Origin of the sequence: Methylobacterium adhaesivum (assembly GCF_022179065.1) — a bacterium.
Taxonomy (GTDB): Bacteria; Pseudomonadota; Alphaproteobacteria; order Rhizobiales; family Beijerinckiaceae; genus Methylobacterium; species Methylobacterium adhaesivum.
In genome coordinates this window covers 35,631-55,432 of sequence record NZ_BPQD01000003.1, presented here as the reverse complement: position 1 = coordinate 55,432, position 19,802 = coordinate 35,631, and the positions used below count along the sequence as shown (strand labels likewise).

The window sequence follows — 19,802 nt, the reverse complement described above, 5'->3', positions numbered from 1 at the left end:
TCTAGGATGACATATGGGCCGCACTTCGACGGCTTCCGCGACGAGGGGAGGCGGGAATCATGCGAGCGCGTGCCATCGTCCTCCGCGAGCCGGAACGGATCGCCCTCGCCACCCTCACCCTCGATGCCCCCGGCCCGGCCGACGCCGTGGTAGCGGTCGCCTGGAGCGGCATCAGCACCGGCACGGAACGCCTGCTCTGGTCGGGCCGGATGCCGACGTTTCCCGGCATGGGCTATCCCCTGGTGCCGGGCTACGAATCCATCGGCACCGTGATCGAGGCCGGGGCGGAATCCGGCGTCCGGGTCGGGCAGACCGTGTTCGTGCCGGGCGCTCGCTGCTTCGGGCCGGTGCGCGGCCTGTTCGGGGGGGCGGCCTCGCATCTCGTCAGCGCCGGCGCCCGCCTCGTGCCCCTCGACCCCGCCCTGGGTGAACGCGGCATCCTGTTCGCCCTGGCGGCGACGGCCCGGCACGCCCTCGGCGCCGTCGCGTCCGGCCCCTCCCTCATCGTCGGTCACGGCGTGCTCGGACGGCTGCTGGCCCGCCTCACCGTGGCGGCCGGCGGCGCCCCGGTGGTGTGGGAAACCGATCCCATCCGCGCCGGGGGAGCCGAAGGCTACGCCGTACTCCACCCGGAGGCCGACACGCGACGCGACTACGCCACCATCACGGATGCCAGCGGCGATGCCGGCCTCCTCGACACCCTGATCGGGCGCTTAGGGGCCGGCGGCGAGATCGTGCTCGCCGGATTCTACGAGGCGCCCCTCGCCTTCAGCTTTCCCCCCGCCTTCCTGCGCGAGGCCCGCATCCGGGTCGCGGCGCAATGGAAGCCGGAGGACCTCTCGGCCGTCACGGCCCTCGTCGCCTCGGGGCGCCTGTCCCTCGACGGTCTCGTCACCCATCGCCAGCCCGCCGCCAACGCGGCGCAAGCCTATCGCACGGCCTTCGGCGAGCCCGCCTGCCTGAAGATGATCCTGGATTGGAGTGCCGCATGAACATGCAGCTGAACGGCGCCGCCCTGAAGGCATCCGAGGCCCTGCGCGCCGAGGCCGGCATCGAGCCGGACCCCGTGCCCGTGGCCGCCACCAAGGCGACGCAGATCATCGCGATCTACGGCAAGGGCGGCATCGGCAAGTCGTTCACGCTGGCCAACCTCAGCTACATGATGGCCCAGCAGGGCAAGAAGGTTCTGCTCATCGGCTGCGACCCCAAGAGCGACACCACGTCCCTGCTCTTCGGCGGCCGCGCCTGCCCGACGATCATCGAGACCTCGACGAAGAAGAAGCTCGCCGGGGAAGCCGTCGCCATCGGCGACGTCTGCTTCAAGCGCGACGGCGTCTACGCCATGGAACTCGGCGGGCCGGAGGTCGGGCGCGGCTGCGGCGGGCGCGGCATCATCCACGGCTTCGAACTCCTGGAGAAGCTCGGCTTCCACGAATGGGGCTTCGACTACGTCCTGCTCGACTTCCTCGGCGACGTGGTCTGCGGCGGCTTCGGCCTGCCCATCGCCCGGGACATGTGCCAGAAGGTCATCGTCGTCGGCTCCAACGACCTCCAGTCGCTCTACGTCGCCAACAACGTCTGCTCGGCGGTGGAATACTTCCGCAAGCTCGGCGGCAATGTCGGGGTCGGCGGTCTCGTCATCAACAAGGACGACGGTACCGGCGAGGCCCAGGCCTTCGCGGCCGCCGTCGGCATCCCGATCCTGGCCTCGATCCCGGCCGACGACGACATCCGCAAGAAGAGCGCGAATTACGAGATCATCGGCCGGCCCGAGAGCCCGTGGGGCGGGCTGTTCGCCGATCTCGCCCGGAACGTCCACGACGCGGCGGCCAACCATCCGACGCCGCTCTCTCAGGACGGGCTGCTCGGCCTGTTCAAGGGCGAGGCCGTGGGCCGGGGCGTCACCCTGGTTCCCGCCACCTTCGAGGATATGTGCGGCACGGCCCAGGTCGTGAAGCCGTCCCTCGAAGTCGTCTACGACGAGGTCTGACGCGCATGGCCGTCACCCTCGACATCGCCGATCTCCGCGCCCGCCAGATTCTCCGCGCGGACAAGGAACGCCCGGCCTCGACCCTGGCGGCCCCGGCCGTTCCGGCCGAGGTGGTGAACCTCGCCGCCGCCAAGGGCGACGGCCTCGGGTGCCACGCCGGCAAGGACGCCATGACGGCGGCCGCCAAAGCCGCCGGCATGAGCGAGACCCTCGACCAGTATGCCAAGGACTATCCGAAAGGTCCGCACGACCAGCCGCAGAGCATGTGCCCGGCCTTCGGCTCCCTGCGCGTCGGCCTGCGCATGCGGCGCACGGCGACGATCCTCTCCGGGTCGGCCTGCTGCGTCTACGGCCTGACCTTCACCTCGCATTTCTACGGGGCGAAGCGGAGCGTCGGCTACGTGCCGTTCAACTCCGAGACCCTGGTCACCGGCAAGCTGTTCGAGGACATCCGCGAGGCGGTGTTCGATGTGGCCAAACCCGCCGATTACGACGCCGTCGTGGTGATCAACCTGTGCGTGCCCACGGCCTCCGGCGTGCCCCTGCGGCTCCTGCCGAAACAGATCGACGGGGTGCGCATCATCGGCATCGACGTGCCGGGCTTCGGGGTGCCGACCCACGCCGAGGCCAAGGACGTTCTGGCCGGCGCCATGCTGAAATTCGCCCGCACGGAAGCCGAGCAGGGGCCGGTGCAGGCGCCCCGCGCCGGCCGCTCCGAGCGACCCACGGTGACGCTGCTCGGCGAGATGTTCCCCGCCGACCCCGTGGTGATCGGCGGGCTCCTCGAACCCCTCGGCCTCGCGGCGGGCCCCGTCGTCCCGACGCGGGAATGGCGCGAACTCTACGCGGCGCTCGACGGCGCGGCGGTGGCGGCGATCCACCCGTTCTACACCGCCTCGATCCGCGAGTTCGAGGCGGCGGGACGCCCCATCATCGGCTCGGCGCCCGTCGGCCACGACGGCACCGCCGACTGGCTCGACCGCATCGGCGAGGCCTGCGCCGTCCCCCGCACCGTCGTCGAGGCCGCCAAGAACCGGATGCTGCCGATGATCCGGGGGGCGCTCGCGGCGATGCCGATCAAAGGGCGCATCACCCTGTCGGGCTACGAAGGCTCGGAGCTGCTCGTCGGGCGTCTCCTCGTCGAGAGCGGCGCCGATCTGCGCTACGTTGGCACCGCCTGCCCGCTGACCCCCTATGCCGAGGCCGACCGGGACTGGCTCGAGGCCCGCGGTGTCACGGTCCGGTTCCGCGCCTCCCTGGAGGACGATCTCGCCGCCCTCCTCGACTTCCGGCCGGATCTCGCCATCGGCACCACCCCGGTGGTCCAGAAGGCGAAAGCCCTGGCGATCCCGGCGCTCTACTTCACCAATCTCATTTCGGCCCGCCCGCTCATGGGCGTCGCGGGCGCCGGGTCGCTCGCCAAGGTCATCAACGCGGCCATCGGCAACCGGCACCGCTTCGACACCATGCGGGACTTCTTCGCCGGCGTCGGCGAGGGCCACAGCGCCGGCATCTGGGAAGACGTGCCGAAGCTGCGCAAGGCGGTGGCCAGCGCCCCCCGGGGCAAGTCCGCCCATGATCCGATCGGGGAGATGGCCTGATGCTCGTCCTCGATCACGACCGGGCCGGCGGCTACTGGGGTGCCGTCTACGTCTTCACCGCCATCAAGGGCCTCCAGGTGGTCATCGACGGCCCCGTCGGCTGCGAGAACCTGCCCGTCACTTCGGTGCTGCACTACACCGATGCCCTGCCGCCGCACGAGTTGCCCATCGTGGTCACGGGCCTGGCGGAGGAGGAACTCGGCCGCCACGGCACGGAAGCCGCGATGAAGCGGGCGCATGCGACCCTCGATCCGGGCCAGCCCAGCGTCGTCGTCACCGGCTCCATCGCCGAGATGATCGGCGGCGGCGTGACCCCGGAGGGCACCAACCTCCAGCGCTTCCTGCCGCGCACCATCGATGAGGACCAGTGGCAGGCCGCCGACCGGGCCATGGCCTGGCTCTGGCAGGAATACGGTGCCCGGAAGTTCGCCAGGAAGGGCATCCCGGCAAGACCGGAGCGCAAGGCCGGCGAGCGCCCCCGCGTCAACCTCATCGGCCCGGCCTACGGCACCTTCAACATGCCCTCGGATCTCGCCGAGATCCGTCGCCTCGTCGAGGGCATCGGCGCCGAGGTCAACCTCGCGTTTCCGCTGGGCGCGCATCTCGCCGACGTGCCCAAGCTCGTGAACGCCGACGCCAACATCTGCCTCTACCGCGAGTTCGGCCGGCTCCTCTGCGAGGCCTTGGAACGGCCCTACCTCCAGGCGCCCATCGGCATCCACTCGACCACCAAGTTCCTGCGCTCGCTGGGCGAGATCCTCGGCCTCGACCCCGAGCCGTTCATCGAGCGCGAGAAGCACACCACCATCAAGCCGGTCTGGGACCTGTGGCGCTCCGTGACCCAGGACTTCTTCGGCACGGCGAGCTTCGGCATCGTCGCCTCCGAGACCTACGCGCGGGGCGTCCGGCACTTCCTCGAGGACGAGATGGGCCTGCCCTGCCATTTCGCGGAGTCCCGCAAGGCCGGCGCCAAAACCGACAATGCCGCCATTCGCGAGATGATCGCGAAAAACCCGCCCCTGGTGCTGTTCGGGTCCTTCAACGAGCGAATGTACGCGGCCGAGGCCGGCGCGCGGGCGATCTTCGTCCCGGCCTCGTTTCCCGGCGCCATCATCCGGCGTCACACCGGCACGCCGTTCATGGGCTACTCGGGCGCGACCTACCTCGTCCAGGAGGTCTGCAACGCCCTGTTCGACATGCTCTTCCACATCCTGCCACTCGCCCGCGACATGGATGCCGTCGAGGCGACGCCGGGGCGGCTCCACCGCGCGTTGCCGTGGGACGAGGCGGCGCGTGCGGATCTCGACGCCCTCGTCGACGCCCATCCGGTGCTGGTGCGGATCTCGGCGGCCAAGCGCCTGCGGGATGCCGCCGAGCGCGCCGCGCGCCGCGAGGATGCCCCCCGGGTCACCCCCGATCACGTGGCACGCGCCCGCGCCGACACGGCCCTCGGAGCCGCCGCATGAGCGCGCGCACCCACTCCCTTTCCGGCTGGAACGGCGCGGCGCCGTCCACCCGGTCCCTGCCCGCCGTCGGTGCCCCGTCCGGGGCGCGACCCGCCGCGAACCGCCCACAGGAGACGTGCCCCATGCAACGCTCGCTGAATCCGGTGTCCCGCCTGCATCAGGATGCGGTCCAGTTCCGCCTGATCCTGGCGGCGACCTATCCGTTCTTCCTCGCCGCGGCCTGCGTCCAGCGGGTGATGCCGGCCCACCCCGTCGGGATCGCGCCGAAGCGGCGCTCGGTCTTCGCCGAGGCGCGCAGCATGGCGGTCTCGGCCATCCCCTTCGTCTTCATGGGGTGACCCTGCGTCTTCATGGGATGACCCGCGTCGTCCTGGGATGACTCACCGTTCCGGGTACGGCCCTCGCGGCCGGCCCATCACCGACCTCCCATCCGCACTGGAGGGAAGGACCGCCGAAATCCAGGAGGATCCCGGCGACAGCCGCCGCGCTCGAGCGCGGCCAGACCCACGGAGGTTGAACCGATGGCCAACGGCATAGTCGAGAAACCGAGCAGCCTGTCCGGGCTGACGGAACCCGAAGCCAAGGAGTTCCACGCGATCTTCTTGACGAGCTTCATCATCTTCACGGCGATCGCCGTGGTCGCCCACATCCTCGTTTGGATGTGGCGCCCGTGGCTGCCGGGACCCAAGGGCTACGCGGCCCTGGAGACGGCGGCCCAGACCGTCGCCTCGCTCATTTCCTGAGGAGGACGCATCCATGCACAAGGTCTGGCTCCTGTTCGATCCGCGCCGCACCCTGGTGGCGCTGTTCACGTTCCTGTTCGTTCTGGCCCTGCTGATCCACTTCATCCTGCTCAGCACCGACCGGTTCAACTGGCTGGAAGGCCCGAAGGCCCCGCGCGCGGCGGCCGCCCAGAGCCTCGTCCTGCCGACGATGCCCGCCTGACGGGCACACCCTCGAGCAAGGTCAGCGGGCGGGCGGCCGATCCTTATCGGCCCCCGCCCGCGCCACTCCCAAAAAAACCCGACACGAACCGTGGCGCCGGGAGGGTTTCGCAATGGCGATGCTGAGTTTTGAACGAAAATACCGCGTCCGCGGCGGCACGCTCGTCGGCGGAGACCTGTTCGATTTCTGGGTGGGGCCGTTCTACGTCGGCTTCTTCGGCGTCACGACGCTGTTCTTCTCCGTGCTCGGCACGGCGTTGATCCTCTACGGCGCGGCCCTCGGCCCGACCTGGAATATCTGGCAGATCAACATCGCGCCGCCCGACCTGAAATACGGCCTGGCCCTCGCCCCCCTCAAGGAGGGCGGCCTCTGGCAGATCATCACCTTCTGCGCGGTGGGGGCGTTCTCGTCCTGGGCGCTTCGCGAGGTCGAGATCTGCCGCAAGCTCGGCATCGGCTACCACGTGCCCTTCGCCTTCGCGATGGCGATCTTCGCCTATGTCTCCCTCGTGGTGATCCGCCCGTTGCTCATGGGCGCCTGGGGCCACGGCTTCCCCTACGGGATCCTGAGCCATCTCGATTGGGTGTCGAACACCGGCTACCAGTATCTGCACTTCCACTACAATCCGGCACACATGCTGGCGGTGTCGTTCTTCTTCACGACAACGCTGGCCCTCTCGCTCCACGGCGCCCTGATCCTGTCCTCGACCAATCCGGGCAAGGGCGAGGTCGTGAAGACGCCCGAGCACGAGGACACCTTCTTCCGCGACACCATCGGGTACTCCATCGGCACCCTCGGCATCCACCGGCTCGGCCTGTTCCTCGCCCTGTCGGCGGGCTTCTGGAGCGCCGTCTGCATCGTCATCAGCGGCCCGTTCTGGACCCGTGGCTGGCCGGAATGGTGGGGCTGGTGGCTCAATCTCCCGGTCTGGCGCTGAGAGGGGGAACCGAACCATGGCCTACTATCAGAACATCTTCTCGGAAGTTCAGGTCCGCCCGGTCACGCCGGAACTCGGCATCCCGCTGCCCTCCGGCAAGCATCGCTGGGGCAAGCCGTTCAACTCCTACCTCATCGGCCTGTTCGGCAACTCGCAGGTCGGCCCGATCTACATCGGCTATCTCGGCGCGCTGTCCTTCGCCTGCGGGCTCATCGCCTTCGAGATCATCGGCCTCAACATGTGGGCCTCCGTGAACTGGGACCCCGTCCAGTTCGTGCGCCAGCTGCCCTGGCTCGCCCTCGAGCCGCCGCGCCCGCAATACGGCCTCAGGGTCCTGCCGCCCCTGGCCGAGGGCGGGTGGTGGCTGATCGCGGGATTCTTCCTCACCGCGTCGGTGCTGCTGTGGTGGCTGCGGCTGTTCCGCCGGGCCAAGGCGCTGGGCCTCGGCTACCACGTGCCCTGGGCCTTCGCCTCGGCCATCTGGCTGTTCCTCGTCCTCGGCTTCATCCGGCCGGTGCTGATGGGATCGTGGAGCGAGGCGGTGCCGTTCGGCATCTTCCCGCACCTCGATTGGACCGCCGCGTTCTCGCTGCGCTACGGCAACCTGTTCTACAACCCGTTCCACATGCTCTCGATCGTGTTCCTCTACGGGTCGACTCTGCTGTTCGCCATGCACGGCGGCACCATCCTGGCGGTGAGCCGCTTCGGCGGCGAGCGTGAGATCGATCAGATCGTCGATCGCGGCACGGCCACGGAGCGCGCCGCCCTGTTCTGGCGCTGGACCATGGGCTTCAACGCCACCATGGAATCGATCCACCGCTGGGCCTGGTGGTTCGCCGTCCTCACCACCCTGACGGGCGGCATCGGCATCCTGCTCACCGGCACCGTGGTCGACAACTGGTACCTCTGGGCGGTCAAGCACGGCGTCGCCCCGGCCTACCCGCAGGTCTACGGCCCCATCGTCGATCCCCTGAGCCAGCCCGGAGGGACCCCATGAAGACCTTCTTCGTCGTCCTCGGGGCTTCCATCGCCTTCTTCCTCACGATTGCGATGTTCGGCACCTCGGGCTGGGAGCGGCCCCCGCTCACCACCACGCAGAACGGCTTTCGCGGCACGGGCATGGACCAGGTCCACACCCGGGCGGAAGTCGCGGAGATCCGGGACGCCAACGTGGCGCCCGCCCCCGCCGACCCGGCGGAGGAAGGCGGCGAACTCGCCGGACAGACCTACGAGAACGTCAAGGTTCTCAGCGGCCTCACCACCAACGAGTTCAATCGCCTCATGGTCTCGATGACGGAGTGGGTCGCGCCGGAGCAGGGCTGTACCTATTGCCACAACACCGAGAACATGGCCGACGACAGCCTCTACCAGAAGCGCGTCGCCCGCCGGATGCTGCAGATGACCCAGCACATCAACAGCGACTGGAAGGCGAACCACGTCGGCGGCACGGGCGTCACCTGCTACACCTGCCACCGCGGCCAGCCGGTGCCGGCCAACATCTGGTTCACCAACCCCGGCCCGAACCACACCTCGGGGTTCGTCTCCCGCAACAACGGGCAGAACATGGCCGCCCCCTCGGTCGGCCTGGCGTCGCTGCCCTACGACAGCCTGACGGAGTACCTCGCCGACAAGTCCATTGACAACAACGCCATCCGGGTGAACGCCACCACGGCGCTTCCGACCTCTAAGGGCAAGCCGATCCAGGACGCGGAGAAGACCTACGGCCTGATGATCCATATGTCGGAAGGGCTGGGGGTCAACTGCACCTTCTGCCACAACACCCGGGCCATCTCGAACTGGCAGCAGAGCACGCCCCAGCGCACCACCGCCTGGCACGGCATCCGGATGGTGCGGGACATCAACGGCAACTTCATGGAGCCCCTGACCTCGACCTTCCCGAGGAACCGGCTGGGCGTGCTCGGGGACGTGCCGAAGGTGAACTGCACCACCTGTCATAACGGCCAGAACAAACCGCTGAACGGCGCCCACGTGGTGGACGCCTATCCGGAGCTGACCAAGGTGACGGTGGCGGATGTGGTCAAGACGCCGGCACCGGCGCCAGACACCCCCCCTGCGGAGACGCCGCCCGCGGTGCCGGCCGCTCCCCAGCCCTGAAGATGGCGGCAGGGCCGAGACCCTGCTTCCAATCGACGAAACGGCCGCCGGCACCGCCCGGCGGCCGTCTTGTGTTTCAGGGGCGGCAGCCCTTCGGGGGGCGCTGCCCTTGCCATCGCAGGGCGGTCCGTAAAACCGGTTCCCTCAGCCGTCTATCCTGCCCTCAGGATGACCGCCGCCCCGGGCGGTTTCCGACGACAGCGGGATCAGATTCGCATCGCGCCGCCTTGCCATCCCGTCGCGAATCCTGATAAGGCAACCGCCTTTCCGCGATGCGTCCACACACATCGCCGAGGCCGCCGTTCGGGGTGCCTCGTTCCCGAGACCCTTTGGACAGGCGGCGGGCGTAGAGCCTGGCCGACGTGAGACCGATGAAGATTCGCAACTCCCTCAAGTCCCTCCGTGGCCGTCACCGCGACAACCAGCTCGTGCGTCGCAAGGGCCGCGTCTACATCATCAACAAGACCCAGAAGCGCTTCAAGGCGCGCCAGGGCTGAGGCCCGCTCGCCCGCCTCTCCGTAAGGGCGGGCGCGGCAAGGCGGCGGGTTGACGGCACCGGGCGGGGCGAGGAAGCTCCCCCCATGCCGCACCTGATCCCAGCTCCGAGACAACCTTCGATGTTGCTCAAAGCCGCGCTCGTCGCGGCTTTTTGCGTGGGCGGTGTGCCCGCTGCGGTCGCCCGGCCAGGGCAGGACGCGAAGCCCGCCGAGAAGCCCCGGGCCGCGATCAGCCTCGACGACCTCTACGCCCGCCTCAAGGCGGCGGAGGACGATGCCGAGGCCAAGGGCATCGCCCGCCTCATCGAGCAGCGCCTCGGGCGTTCAGGCAGCGCCACGGCCGACCTTCTCACGGAGCGGGCGCGCCAGGCCATGAGCGGCCACGACTTCCCTCTGGCGATCGAACTGCTCGACCGGGCGACGACCCTGGAGCCGGGCTGGTCCGAGGGCTGGAACCGACGGGCCACGGTGTTCTGGCTCCTGAAGGACCAGGACGGGGCCATCACCGACCTCAAGCGCACCCTGGTGATCGAACCCCGGCATTTCGAGGCCTGGGCGGCCCTCGGGCGGATCTATCTCTCCAGGGACGAGAAGGTCCGCGCCCTGGAGGCGTTCCGCCGGGCCGCAGCCCTGTATCCGCGCATGGACAAGCTGCAGGGCGCCATCGACCGCCTCGTCCCCGATGTCGACGGACGCGACTTGTAGCGCGCCATGATCGTTCTGAAAGGGCTCGCGGGGCTGCTCGGCCTCGTTGCCACAGGGCTCGGCGCAAGTGCCCTCGCGACGCTTCTCATCACCCTATGGATCGAGGGGCGCCACCCGCCGCAGGGGCCGTTCGTGCCCGTGCCGGGCGGGCGGCTCGCCAGCATCACGGCGGGGCCGGACCCATCGGCACGCGGCACCGTCGTTCTCCTGCACGGCGCCTCGGCCAACGCCTCCGATCCAATGGAAGGCGTAGGGCGCCGCCTCGCGGCGGAGGGGTTCCGGGTCATTGCGTTCGACCGGCCGGGCTCGGGCTGGAGCGACCGCCTCGGCGGCGTCGAAATGGCGAGCCCCGCCGCCCAGGGCAACGCCATCGCGGCGGCCCTGGCGGAGATGCGGGTCGGCCCGGCCATCGTGCTCGGCCATTCCTGGTCGGGGGCGCTCGCCACCGCCATCGCCCTCGACCATCCCGAGCGGGTGGCGGGCCTCGTCCTCGCTGCCCCCGTGGCGATGCCGTATCCGCGCATGGGCGCGGTCCCATGGTATTACCGCCTCGCCCTGTGGGCGCCGATGACCTGGCTCATCAGCCATACCGTGGCGACGCCCGTGGGGCTGTACTACCTCTCCCGCGCCGGCGGCGCGGTGTTCCGGCCGCAAGACGCACCGGCGGATTACCTCGCCCGCAGCCGCGCTGCCCTGGTGCTGCGGCCCGGCTCGATCGCCGCCAACCTCCGGGATCTGGCGGGCCTGCCCGCCGCCCTGGCGGCCCAGGCGCCGCGCTACGCCGGCCTCACGGTGCCGACCGTGGTGATCGCGGGCGACGCCGACGCGGCGGTCCCCGCCGAGCGGCAAGCGGTGCCGCTGGCCGCCGCGATCCCGAACGCCCGCCTCGTCCTGCTGCCGGGCATCGGGCACATGCTCCAATACGTCGCCGTGGACGCCCTGGCGGCGGAAGTGGCGCGGCTGGCCGACCGGGTCACGGCGGAGCGGAACCCGGTCGGCCGGTAGATCTCACGCCTTGGCGGCGTGCTCGCGGGTCACGAAGGCGATGCGCACGAGGTTCGTCGCGCCCGGCGTTCCGAACGGCACGCCGGCCACCACGATCACCCGGTCGCCGATATCGGCGAAACGCTCGCGCACGGCGAACTTCGCCGCCCGGAACGCCATGTCGTCGACATCGCTGGCGTCGTTGGTGACGATGGGGTGGGTGCCCCAGCACAGGGCCAAGCGCCGCGCCGTCTCGCGCTTCGGGGTAAGCGCGATGATCGTGGCGTTGGGCCGCGAGCGCGCCAGCCGCAGGGCGGTGGAGCCCGAATGGGTCCAGGCCATGATCGCCGTGAGGTTCAGGGCGTCCACCATTTGGTGGGCGGCGGCCGCGATGGCGTCGGACGCCGTGGCGTCGGGCTCCGAGCGTTGGGCCGTGAGGATGGTCCAGTAGAGGGCGTCGCGCTCAACCTGCTCGGCGATCCGGCTCATCATCGAGATCGCCTCGATGGGGAAGGCGCCCGACGCGCTCTCGGCCGAGAGCATCACGGCATCCGCCCCCTCGTAGACGGCGGTGGCCACGTCCGAGACCTCGGCGCGGGTCGGCACGGGCGCGGTGATCATGGATTCGAGCATCTGGGTCGCCACCACCACGGGCTTGCCCATGCGGCGGGAGGCGCGGGTGATGCGCTTCTGCACGCCCGGCACCTGTTCCAGGGGCATCTCGACGCCGAGATCGCCGCGCGCCACCATGAGGCCGTCGGACACCTCGATGATCTCCTCGAGGCGGGTCAGCGCCTGCGGCTTCTCGATCTTGGCCATGACGAGGGCGCGGCCGGCCGCCACTTTCTTCACCTCGGCGACGTCCTCGGGCCGCTGGACGAAGGAGACGGCGATCCAGTCGGCGCCGGCATTGAGGCCGGCCTCGAGGTCGCCCCGGTCCTTCTCCGTCATGGCGGCGACGGGGATCACGGTGTCGGGGAGCGACACGCCCTTGCGGTTCGAGATGCGGCCGCCGATGACCACCTTCGTCACGGCGCGCCCCTCGGACACCTCCGTCACGACGAGGCGCAGCTTGCCGTCGTCGATGATGACGACGTGGCCGGGCTCGAGGGCCGAGAGGATCTCGGGATGAGGCAGGAACACGCGGGTCACGTCACCCGGCGTCGGATCGCTGTCGAGGACGAAGGTGGCACCGTTCTCGAGGATCGCCGCGCCCTCCGCGAAGGCGGCGACGCGCAGCTTCGGCCCCTGGAGATCCACCAGCACGGCGATGGGCCGGCGCAATTCACGCTCGATGGTGCGGATCACCTCGATTTTCTCGGGCAGCTTTTCGCGGGGGAGGTGGCTCATGTTGAGCCGAAAGACGTCGGCACCGGCGCGAAACAGCTTCTCGATCATCTCCGGCGTATCGGAGGCCGGCCCCAGGGTGGCGATGATCTTCGTGCGGCGCGAACGTTTCAATGGAGTCTCCATCCCGAATGAGGCTCCGCCGGTTTCGAGCGACCGGGCATTGAGCGAAGGGCCACAAGCACCGATGGGGCCAGCGCGTCAAGAACGCGGCGCCGAGCTTAAATCGCGTTCGTGACGGTGCGATGCGTGGTGGACATGCGAACGCGGCCCCGCCGCCGTTGAGAGCGAGGACCGACGCAAGCCCTTTGGACGCCCGCCTCCGTATCCGCAGTGCAGGCCCGGAGCGCGGCGCGCGCCCTCCAATGCGAGAATTCCTCTCTTAAAAGTTGAATCGAGGGGATGATCCCGCTGAAATCTTAACCGGAGCGAGACGTTTTTGATCATGAATGTTTTGGGAAGAGCAAGGCGCGGACAGGGTCTTCGCCCGGAGAGAAATCGGCAGCCTCGTTGCCGACAAAGAGTGATTGAGGAATTCGCCCGCTCATGATCTTCAAGAATTTACGGCGCACCTCGCTGGATACCTCAGCGAAACTTTCGGCCATCGAGCGATCCCAGGGCGTCATCGAGTTTTCCCTCGACGGAACCATCTTGCGGGCCAACCGGAACTTCCTCGACGTGGTCGGTTACGAGCCGGAGGAGATCGTCGGCCGGCACCACAGCCTGTTCGTCGATCCGGTCCTGCGGGAGAGCCGGGCTTATGCCGAGTTCTGGGAAGCCCTGCGACAGGGCACGTTCCAGGCCGCTCAGTTCCGCCGCCTCGGCAAGGGCGGCCGTGAAATCTGGATCGAGGCTTCCTACAATCCCATGCTCGACCGGGCCGGCAAGCCCTACCGGATCATCAAGTTTGCCACCGACATCACCCGACAGAAAGCCGAGGATGCGGACCGCCGGGGGCAGATCGAAGCCATCCACCGGTCCCAGGCGGTGATCGCCTTCGCCCTCGACGGTCGCATCCTGGAGGCCAACGACAACTTCCTCGCCGTCGTCGACTACACCCGCCCCGAACTCATCGGGCAGCACCATCGCCTCTTCGTGGAGCCCGCCCTGCGCGAAGCGCCCGCCTACGTCGCCTTCTGGGAGGCCCTGCGACGGGGCGAGCCCCAGACGGGCCAGTTCAAACGGGTCGGCAGGGGCGGCCGGACGATCTGGATCGAGGCCTCGTACAACCCGATCCTCGATGCCAGCGGGCGCCCCTACAAGGTAGTGAAATTCTCCACCGACATCACCACACAGATCGCCCTACTGGGCGACCTCAACCAGCTCGTCGTACAGAATTTCGGGGCCATCGAGGGCGCGGTGCGGCGCTCATCGGAGGATTCACGATCCGCGACCCAGGCGGCGGGGAGCACCGCCCATAACGTCCAGACCATGGCCGCCGCCACCGAGGAGCTCGCGGCCTCCGTGAACGAGATCGCCCACGGCATGGCCCGAGCCCGCACGGCGACGGACGACGCCCACGGGCAGGTGGAGGCGGCCGGTGCCGTGACGCGCCGGCTCACCAGCACCGCCACCGCCATGACCGGCATCGTCGCATTGATCCAGAGCATCGCCAGCCAGATCAACCTGCTCGCCCTCAACGCCACCATCGAGGCGGCGCGGGCCGGGGAGGCGGGCCGCGGCTTCGCCGTGGTGGCGCAGGAGGTCAAGACCCTCGCGGCTCAGGCGGCCCAGGCCACGCATCAGATCTCGCGGGAGATCGACGGCGTTCAGGGGGCGTCGGAGCAGGTCGCCGGCGCCCTCGAGACCATCCAGGGCTCGGTGGGGACAATGCGCGACTACGTGGTCAACACCGCCGCCGCCATCGAAGAGCAGAGCGTGGTGACCCGCGAGATGTCGACGAGCATGCAGGAGGCGGCCCAGGCGGTCCAGGCCATCGCGCGCGACGCCCTCGCGATCACCGGCTCCATTGAGGAGGTCTCCCGGGCCGTCGATACGACGAAGGATGCCGTCCGCGTCCTCGCCCGCTGAACCCGGCCGGCCGGTAGGCTCACGCCGTCTCCGGCCGCCGGCGTAGCCTCGAGACGCCCGTAGATTGCCCCGATGGCACTCGCCTGCGGGTTCGCCTCGTGGAACGTGCCGACAAAAGGAGCATTGGCCGCATTCGATGGCGAACGGCACCCGCATGGTCTCGGCACGGACCCGTCGCCGTCGGAGTGCCGAAGGAGGATTCGCCAGAGCACGAACCAGAGTCGCCTTAATTTGCGTCAAAAGACGGACTCACTGCCTATAAAAAGAGAGTTATTCTTCTTTCAGTTGAACAATCGATAGGGCTTAAAGCAACCCTTAACGGATGGCCCCCGATCGTTATCCCGGCCGTCCAGCGAGAACGAGGATCGAGATTCCATGGCTCCCTCCGACGCTGCGATCTCTGCCTCGGACGTCGCCGCCATCCGTCGGTCCCTCCGGACGAACGTCGCCCGGCTCATGGATGTGAACGAGCACCTCGCCCGGCAGGTCGCGACCCTCGAGGCAGCGGAGTGGCACGTGAGGGGCCTCGCCTTGCGTGAGACGAGCCGGTCCCTGGAGAAACAGCAGGATCCGGACGAACGCACAAGGCTGGGCGGGCTTCAGGCCGGGACGAACGCTGACTTCCGGCGGATGCGGGAGATTCAGGGGCTGCTGGGCGTGCGGATCGACGCGCTGCTGCGGCAATACGAGGCGCTCTACGGCGCCACCTTCGCGCGGCACGGGACCGGTCGATCCTGAGGCCCCGCCAGAGACAGTCCGGGCACCTGCCGGCGCGGCACTCGGCCAACCGGCTGTCGGGCGACGCCCTGCCCCCTCAGGGCGCCGGCGGCTGGTTCGGGTCCGTAAGCTGGATCGTCCAGCTCTTCTGCTCGCCGGTATCGACCTCGTAGAAGCCGTTGCGGTCGAAGCCCCGCGCCAGGCAATCCTCGACGCCCCGGATCGTGAATTCGCGGTCCTTGGTGCACATGAGCGAACGCCCGGACCATTCGCCGCCACGTGTGTAGTCCAAGGCGTAGACGTAGTAGAACCGCGCCGCCAGCGCGCCCTTCAGCAGGGTCTCGCAGCCCTTGGGCGCCACGTCCCACCATCCCTCGGTCACCCAACCCTGCGTGTCGCGGTAGCCAAGCGCGATGCCGACCTTGCTGGTGGTGAGGTTGCACATGCGCAGATCCGCATGGGCGGGGGTCGCGAGGGCCGCGAAAAGCACGGCTGCCAAAACCTTCGCCCCTCTACGGGCAACAGGATTCGAGTATCGGCTCGGTGGCTGTCTTAGATAGCCTGATGGGCCGGCGTCAGGCTGAACAGGCACCCTCTCCTGGAAGGAGAGGGCTGGGGTGAGGTGTGCGAACCGTCCGGAAAGGTCACACACCTCCCCCTGTCCCTCTCCTCCCAGGAGAGGGGCCCCCCCCCCTCCACCGCGCGTATGCGCCTCTTGGCACGCAGGGGGGGGAGGGCTCGTACGGCGTTGGATCATACTTCTATCCGACAAGGATGACCCGGCAATCGTTGACGTTGGTGCGGGTCGGGCCCGGCTGGACGAGGTCGCCGAGGGTGTCGAAGAACCGGGTCGAGTCGTTGTCGGCGAGCATCGCGGCCGGGTCGAGGCCGGCGGCACGGGCACGCGCCAGGGTGGTGGGATCGACGAGGCCGCCGGCCGGATCCGTGGCTTCGCCGCGCCCGCCATCGGTGCCGTCCGTATCGGCGGCGATGCCGAGGATGCCGGGGGCGCCGTCGAGGGCGAGGGCGAGGGCGAGGGCGTATTCCTGGTTCGGGCCGCCATGGCCCTCGCCCTTGATCGTAACGGTGAGCTCGCCCCCTGAGATGATCGCGACCTTGGCGCCGTCCGCCCGATACGTGAGGGCGAGCTTGGCGTGCTCGGCGGCGACCTCGCGGGCCTCGCCCTCGACGTCGGGGCCGAGCATCACCGGCTCGTAGCCGGCGCGTCGCGCGGCCTCGGCCGCCGCCTCCAGGGCGTCGATGGGCCGGGCGATGATGCGGTACTCGGCCCGGGCGAAAGCGGCGTCGCCGGCCTTCGGAGTTTCGTTGACGGGATCGTTGAGGAGCGCCTTGGCCGTGGCCGGCAGGGGAATGCCGCGGCGCTCGCAGATGGCGCGGGCCTGCTCCAGGGTCGAGGGGTCCGGCACCGTGGGGCCCGAGGCGATCACCGCCGGATCGTCGTGGGGCACGTCCGAGATGGCGAGCGTCAGGATCGAGCGGGCGTTGCGGGCCATGAGGGCGAGGCGCCCACCCTTGATCCGCGACAGGTGCTTGCGCACGCAGTTGATCTCGTCGATGGGCGCGCCCGAGCGCAGGAGCGCCTTGGTGATGGCCTGCTTCTCCGTGAGGGTCAGCTCTCCGGCGGGCGCGATCCAGTTCGCGGAGCCGCCGCCCGAGAGCAGCACCAGGACGTCGTCCTCGGGCCCTGCATCGGCGGCGATCTTCAGGGCGTCCGCGGTGGCGTCGATGCCAGCCTGATCGGGCACCGGATGCCCGGCCTCGACCATGCGGATCATCGGCGCCTCCTCGCCGTAGCCGTGGCGGGCCACCGCGAGGCCGACGATGCGGCTGCCGTCGACGCCGTGCTCCTCCCGATAGAACCGGCTCGCCACGGCCGCCATGGAGCCGCCGGCCTTACCCGCGCCCAGGATGATGAGCCGGCCGGGCCCGGGGGCCGGCAGGTGCGGCACGAGGCAGCGGGCAGGATGGGCGGCGGCGATGGCCTCGTCGAGGATGCCGAGGAGGAGGGCGCGGGGCGCAGCGTGGTCGGCGGAGGAGGGCGCGGTCATGGCGTGTCCGTGTATCGCGGAAGAGGTCGAGGGAGGCCGCCCGGCGTTCCGCGCCGGATCGTGTTGTTCGAAGGCACGGATTCCTTCGGGCCCGATTGTTGCCGTGCCCGCGCTTGTCCGCGATACGTGCTGTGCCCGACGCTCGCCGTCGCGGCAAGCGTGCGATCGCGCGGACACGCCGCGCGACCCGCGCGGCCGGACACTTGCACGGTCCCGCCCGAGCCCCAGGACGCCGCCGCCCATGCTGCCACCCCATCCCGTCGAGACCATTCCGGGCGATCCGGCCCGGGGTCTGCTCCTCGTCTGCGACCATGCCTCGAACCACGTGCCCGACGACCTCGCCCGCCTCGGGGTGCCGGACCACGAATTCGCCCGCCACATCGCCTACGACATCGGCGCGGCGGCCGTGACCCGGCATCTCGCCGCCCTCCTCGGCGCGCCCGCGATCCTCACCCGGTTCTCGCGGCTCATCATCGACCCGAACCGCGGACGGGCCGATCCGACCCTGGTGATGCGTCTCTCCGACGGTGCCATCGTGCCGGGCAATGCCCGCATCGACGAGGCGGGCAAGCTGGAGCGCATCCGCCGGTTCTACGCCCCCTTCGACGCCGCCATCGACGCCCACGTGGCGGCAGCCGAGGCGACGGGCGTTCCGCCGGCGATTCTCACCATGCACAGCTTCACGCCGTACTGGCGCACAGTGGCGCGCCCCTGGCACGTCGGCATCCTGTGGGACCGGGACGACCGCATGAGCGCCCCTCTCATCGCCGGCCTGCGGGCCGATCCCGACGGCCTGACGGTGGGCGACAACGAGCCCTACGGCGGGGGGCTCCCCGGCGACACCATCGACCGGCATGCCATCTCGCGCGGCCTGCGGAACGCCCTGGTGGAGATCCGCCAGGATCTCATCGCGGAGGAGACCGGCCAGATCGAATGGGCGGAGCGCTTCGCCCGGCTCCTGCGGCCGATGCTGCCCTGACCCGACAACTCGGACGCCCACACGAAAACGGCGGGGCTCCCACCCCGCCGTCCAGTCGATCCTGATCTGCGCTTCCGGCTTAACGCGTGCCGCCCGAGGTGCGGCCGTACTGCCAGACGGGAAAGCTGTTCTGCTCGGCATTGCCTTCCTTGGCGGAGGCGTCATTCCGGCGTGGGGCGATGGAGCCGGTGGTCAACGCATCGTCGTCGAGGGCGTGACCGGCGGCGTAGCCCGGCGCCGCATAGGCCGGCACACCGGCGGGAGCGGTGTAGCTCTGGGCCATTACCGGGGAAGCAATCGCGCCCAGGCCCAAGACGGCAGCAGCAACAGCGGAAGCAAGACGGATGGTCATGATGTAGTCCCTTTCAGTATCGCGGTCTCCGTCATCGGGCGGTGGGCCGTGAGTTCTTGTGTAAGACCGATGTAGGCTTGCCCTGGGCTAAATGTCGTGCGGTTTGGCACTCGACCTGGCGCAGGCCCGACGAATCCGAATCGGCGTCGGCGCTTGACGGCGCGTGTTTCGATCCGACCTGTCACAGGGGTTGCCGCATCACGCCGAGGACATGGCCATGACCAACATCAGCACCACGACCGATATCGACACGACCGGACTCGACGCCGCCACGCGCACGGAACTCGAGGCCGCCGTGTTCCGCCGCCTCGTCTCCCACCTGCAGGGACGCACGGACGTGCAGAACATCGATCTGATGAATCTGGCCGGGTTCTGCCGCAACTGCCTGTCGAACTGGCTCAAGGACGCCGCCGACGCCAAGGGCGTGTCCCTCACCAAGGACGCGAGCCGCGAGGCCGTCTACGGCATGCCCTACGCCGACTGGAAGCGCCTGCACCAGTCCGAGGCCACCCCGGACCAGCAGGCGGCCTTCGCCAAGGCGGCGGCGGAGCCGCACTGAGACTGTCCTTGGGGGACCGGCGAAAGCCCGTTCAGGAACAAAAGCTTAAGGCCACCGGCAAGCCCCCGCTGGAGGCTGTAACAACCCGGTAAGCTTGAACGCTTAGTGAAGCGGTTCCGGCGCATTCTCCGGAATGCGCCTCGCCAATCAGGGATCGTGACGACCATGGCCGCTTCCGCCGCACCCGCCGTCGATGCTTCATCCGTCGCCGCCGACCAGCTCAAGAGCTTCATCGAGCGCATCGAGCGCCTGGAAGAGGAGAAGGCCGGCCTCGCCTCGGACATCAAGGACGTCTACGCGGAGGCCAAGGGCACGGGCTTCGACGTGAAGGCCCTGCGCAAGATCATTTCCCTGCGCAAGAAAGACCACGCCGAGCGCCAGGAGGAGGAAGCCATCCTCGAACTCTACATGCAGGCGCTCGGCATGGTGTGATCCGGCCGCCGCCGGCCCTCCTCATCACACGCGGCTCCCCGGTGGGGACCGCGCCTCGCGAAACCACGAAGGCCGC

The 19,802-nt window shown here is 69.3% G+C and carries 23 protein-coding genes; 18 read left to right on the top strand and 5 right to left on the bottom strand.

What is annotated here, in order from left to right; translation table 11 throughout:
* Positions 1–59 precede the first annotated feature (59 nt).
* The 13 genes from bchC to MFF01_RS03975 all read left to right on the top strand — a co-directional run bounded on the left by bchC (position 60) and on the right by MFF01_RS03975 (position 11,261).
* Positions 60–992: a chlorophyll synthesis pathway protein BchC gene (bchC, locus tag MFF01_RS04035; protein WP_238222252.1), complete on the top strand. Its 933-nt coding sequence runs from the start codon at positions 60–62 to the stop codon at positions 990–992.
* On the top strand, positions 989–1,990 hold the full coding sequence (locus MFF01_RS04030; protein WP_238222250.1) for a chlorophyllide a reductase iron protein subunit X: 1,002 nt from the start codon (positions 989–991) through the stop codon (positions 1,988–1,990). The genes bchC and MFF01_RS04030 overlap by 4 nt, the downstream gene beginning before the upstream one ends.
* Before the next feature lie 5 nt (positions 1,991–1,995).
* On the top strand, positions 1,996–3,591 hold the full coding sequence (gene bchY, locus MFF01_RS04025; RefSeq protein WP_238222249.1) for a chlorophyllide a reductase subunit Y: 1,596 nt from the start codon (positions 1,996–1,998) through the stop codon (positions 3,589–3,591).
* Positions 3,591–5,057 carry a chlorophyllide a reductase subunit Z gene (gene bchZ, locus MFF01_RS04020; RefSeq protein WP_238222246.1) on the top strand — a complete coding sequence of 489 codons (1,467 nt, stop codon included), beginning with the start codon at positions 3,591–3,593 and terminating at the stop codon, positions 5,055–5,057. The genes bchY and bchZ overlap by 1 nt, the downstream gene beginning before the upstream one ends.
* A 122-nt stretch (positions 5,058–5,179) precedes the next feature.
* Positions 5,180–5,395: a hypothetical protein gene (locus MFF01_RS04015; RefSeq protein WP_238222244.1), complete on the top strand. Its 216-nt coding sequence runs from the start codon at positions 5,180–5,182 to the stop codon at positions 5,393–5,395.
* 183 nt (positions 5,396–5,578) lie between these two features.
* Complete coding sequence (pufB, locus tag MFF01_RS04010; RefSeq protein WP_056096638.1) at positions 5,579–5,800, top strand: light-harvesting antenna LH1, beta subunit; 222 nt, start codon at positions 5,579–5,581, stop codon at positions 5,798–5,800.
* Positions 5,801–5,813: 13 nt separating this feature from the next.
* Complete coding sequence (gene pufA / locus MFF01_RS04005; protein ID WP_238222242.1) at positions 5,814–6,002, top strand: light-harvesting antenna LH1, alpha subunit; 189 nt, start codon at positions 5,814–5,816, stop codon at positions 6,000–6,002.
* 112 nt (positions 6,003–6,114) lie between these two features.
* On the top strand, positions 6,115–6,939 hold the full coding sequence (gene pufL / locus MFF01_RS04000) for a photosynthetic reaction center subunit L (protein WP_238222239.1): 825 nt from the start codon (positions 6,115–6,117) through the stop codon (positions 6,937–6,939).
* A 16-nt stretch (positions 6,940–6,955) separates the two neighbouring features.
* Positions 6,956–7,936, top strand: coding sequence for a photosynthetic reaction center subunit M (gene pufM / locus MFF01_RS03995; protein ID WP_238222238.1), 981 nt, complete (start codon positions 6,956–6,958; stop codon positions 7,934–7,936).
* Positions 7,933–9,054, top strand: a complete 1,122-nt coding sequence (gene pufC, locus MFF01_RS03990; RefSeq protein ID WP_238222236.1) for a photosynthetic reaction center cytochrome PufC — start codon at positions 7,933–7,935, stop codon at positions 9,052–9,054. Before pufM ends, pufC begins: the two co-directional genes overlap by 4 nt.
* 371 nt (positions 9,055–9,425) lie before the next feature.
* A complete protein-coding gene (ykgO, locus tag MFF01_RS03985; protein ID WP_091972311.1) occupies positions 9,426–9,551 on the top strand; it encodes a type B 50S ribosomal protein L36 in 126 nt (41 codons plus the stop codon).
* 120 nt (positions 9,552–9,671) lie between these two features.
* The gene (locus MFF01_RS03980; protein WP_238222234.1) at positions 9,672–10,256 is read left to right on the top strand and encodes a tetratricopeptide repeat protein; all 585 of its coding nucleotides are present in this window, start codon (positions 9,672–9,674) and stop codon (positions 10,254–10,256) included.
* A 6-nt stretch (positions 10,257–10,262) separates the two neighbouring features.
* The gene (locus tag MFF01_RS03975; RefSeq protein ID WP_238222233.1) at positions 10,263–11,261 is read left to right on the top strand and encodes an alpha/beta fold hydrolase; all 999 of its coding nucleotides are present in this window, start codon (positions 10,263–10,265) and stop codon (positions 11,259–11,261) included.
* 3 nt (positions 11,262–11,264) lie between these two features.
* Here the strand turns inward: MFF01_RS03975 and pyk are convergent, their stop codons facing one another.
* Both pyk and MFF01_RS03965 read right to left on the bottom strand, forming a co-directional pair.
* Positions 11,265–12,701, bottom strand: a complete 1,437-nt coding sequence (gene pyk, locus MFF01_RS03970) for a pyruvate kinase (RefSeq protein WP_238222232.1) — start codon at positions 12,699–12,701, stop codon at positions 11,265–11,267.
* A gap of 329 nt (positions 12,702–13,030) precedes the next feature.
* A complete protein-coding gene (locus MFF01_RS03965; protein ID WP_238223112.1) occupies positions 13,031–13,213 on the bottom strand; it encodes a hypothetical protein in 183 nt (60 codons plus the stop codon).
* Here MFF01_RS03965 and MFF01_RS03960 point away from each other — a divergent pair.
* Positions 13,134–14,618, top strand: coding sequence for a methyl-accepting chemotaxis protein (locus MFF01_RS03960; protein WP_238222231.1), 1,485 nt, complete (start codon positions 13,134–13,136; stop codon positions 14,616–14,618). The two genes, MFF01_RS03965 and MFF01_RS03960, sit on opposite strands and share 80 nt — an antisense overlap.
* A gap of 375 nt (positions 14,619–14,993) precedes the next feature.
* Entirely contained in the window at positions 14,994–15,356 is a 363-nt protein-coding gene (locus tag MFF01_RS03955; RefSeq protein WP_238222230.1) for a hypothetical protein, read from the top strand.
* 76 nt (positions 15,357–15,432) lie between these two features.
* Here MFF01_RS03955 and MFF01_RS03950 read toward each other — a convergent pair whose 3' ends face one another.
* The gene (locus MFF01_RS03950) at positions 15,433–15,834 is read right to left on the bottom strand and encodes a DUF1036 domain-containing protein (protein WP_283207153.1); all 402 of its coding nucleotides are present in this window, start codon (positions 15,832–15,834) and stop codon (positions 15,433–15,435) included.
* Between the two features lie 262 nt (positions 15,835–16,096).
* A complete protein-coding gene (locus tag MFF01_RS03945; protein ID WP_238222229.1) occupies positions 16,097–17,404 on the bottom strand; it encodes a glycerate kinase type-2 family protein in 1,308 nt (435 codons plus the stop codon).
* 241 nt (positions 17,405–17,645) lie between these two features.
* On the opposite strand from MFF01_RS03945, the gene MFF01_RS03940 reads away from it, so the two are divergent.
* Positions 17,646–18,383, top strand: a complete 738-nt coding sequence (locus MFF01_RS03940) for an N-formylglutamate amidohydrolase (RefSeq protein ID WP_238222228.1) — start codon at positions 17,646–17,648, stop codon at positions 18,381–18,383.
* A gap of 79 nt (positions 18,384–18,462) precedes the next feature.
* On the opposite strand, the gene MFF01_RS03935 is transcribed toward MFF01_RS03940, so the two are convergent.
* On the bottom strand, positions 18,463–18,735 hold the full coding sequence (locus tag MFF01_RS03935; RefSeq protein WP_238222227.1) for a hypothetical protein: 273 nt from the start codon (positions 18,733–18,735) through the stop codon (positions 18,463–18,465).
* A gap of 217 nt (positions 18,736–18,952) precedes the next feature.
* Between MFF01_RS03935 and MFF01_RS03930 the strand changes: the two genes are divergently transcribed.
* Together MFF01_RS03930 and MFF01_RS03925 are read left to right on the top strand one after the other, a co-directional pair.
* A complete protein-coding gene (locus MFF01_RS03930) occupies positions 18,953–19,294 on the top strand; it encodes a DUF1244 domain-containing protein (RefSeq protein WP_238222223.1) in 342 nt (113 codons plus the stop codon).
* Positions 19,295–19,459: 165 nt separating this feature from the next.
* Positions 19,460–19,726 carry a DUF2312 domain-containing protein gene (locus tag MFF01_RS03925; protein ID WP_056096607.1) on the top strand — a complete coding sequence of 89 codons (267 nt, stop codon included), beginning with the start codon at positions 19,460–19,462 and terminating at the stop codon, positions 19,724–19,726.
* Positions 19,727–19,802 lie beyond the last annotated feature (76 nt).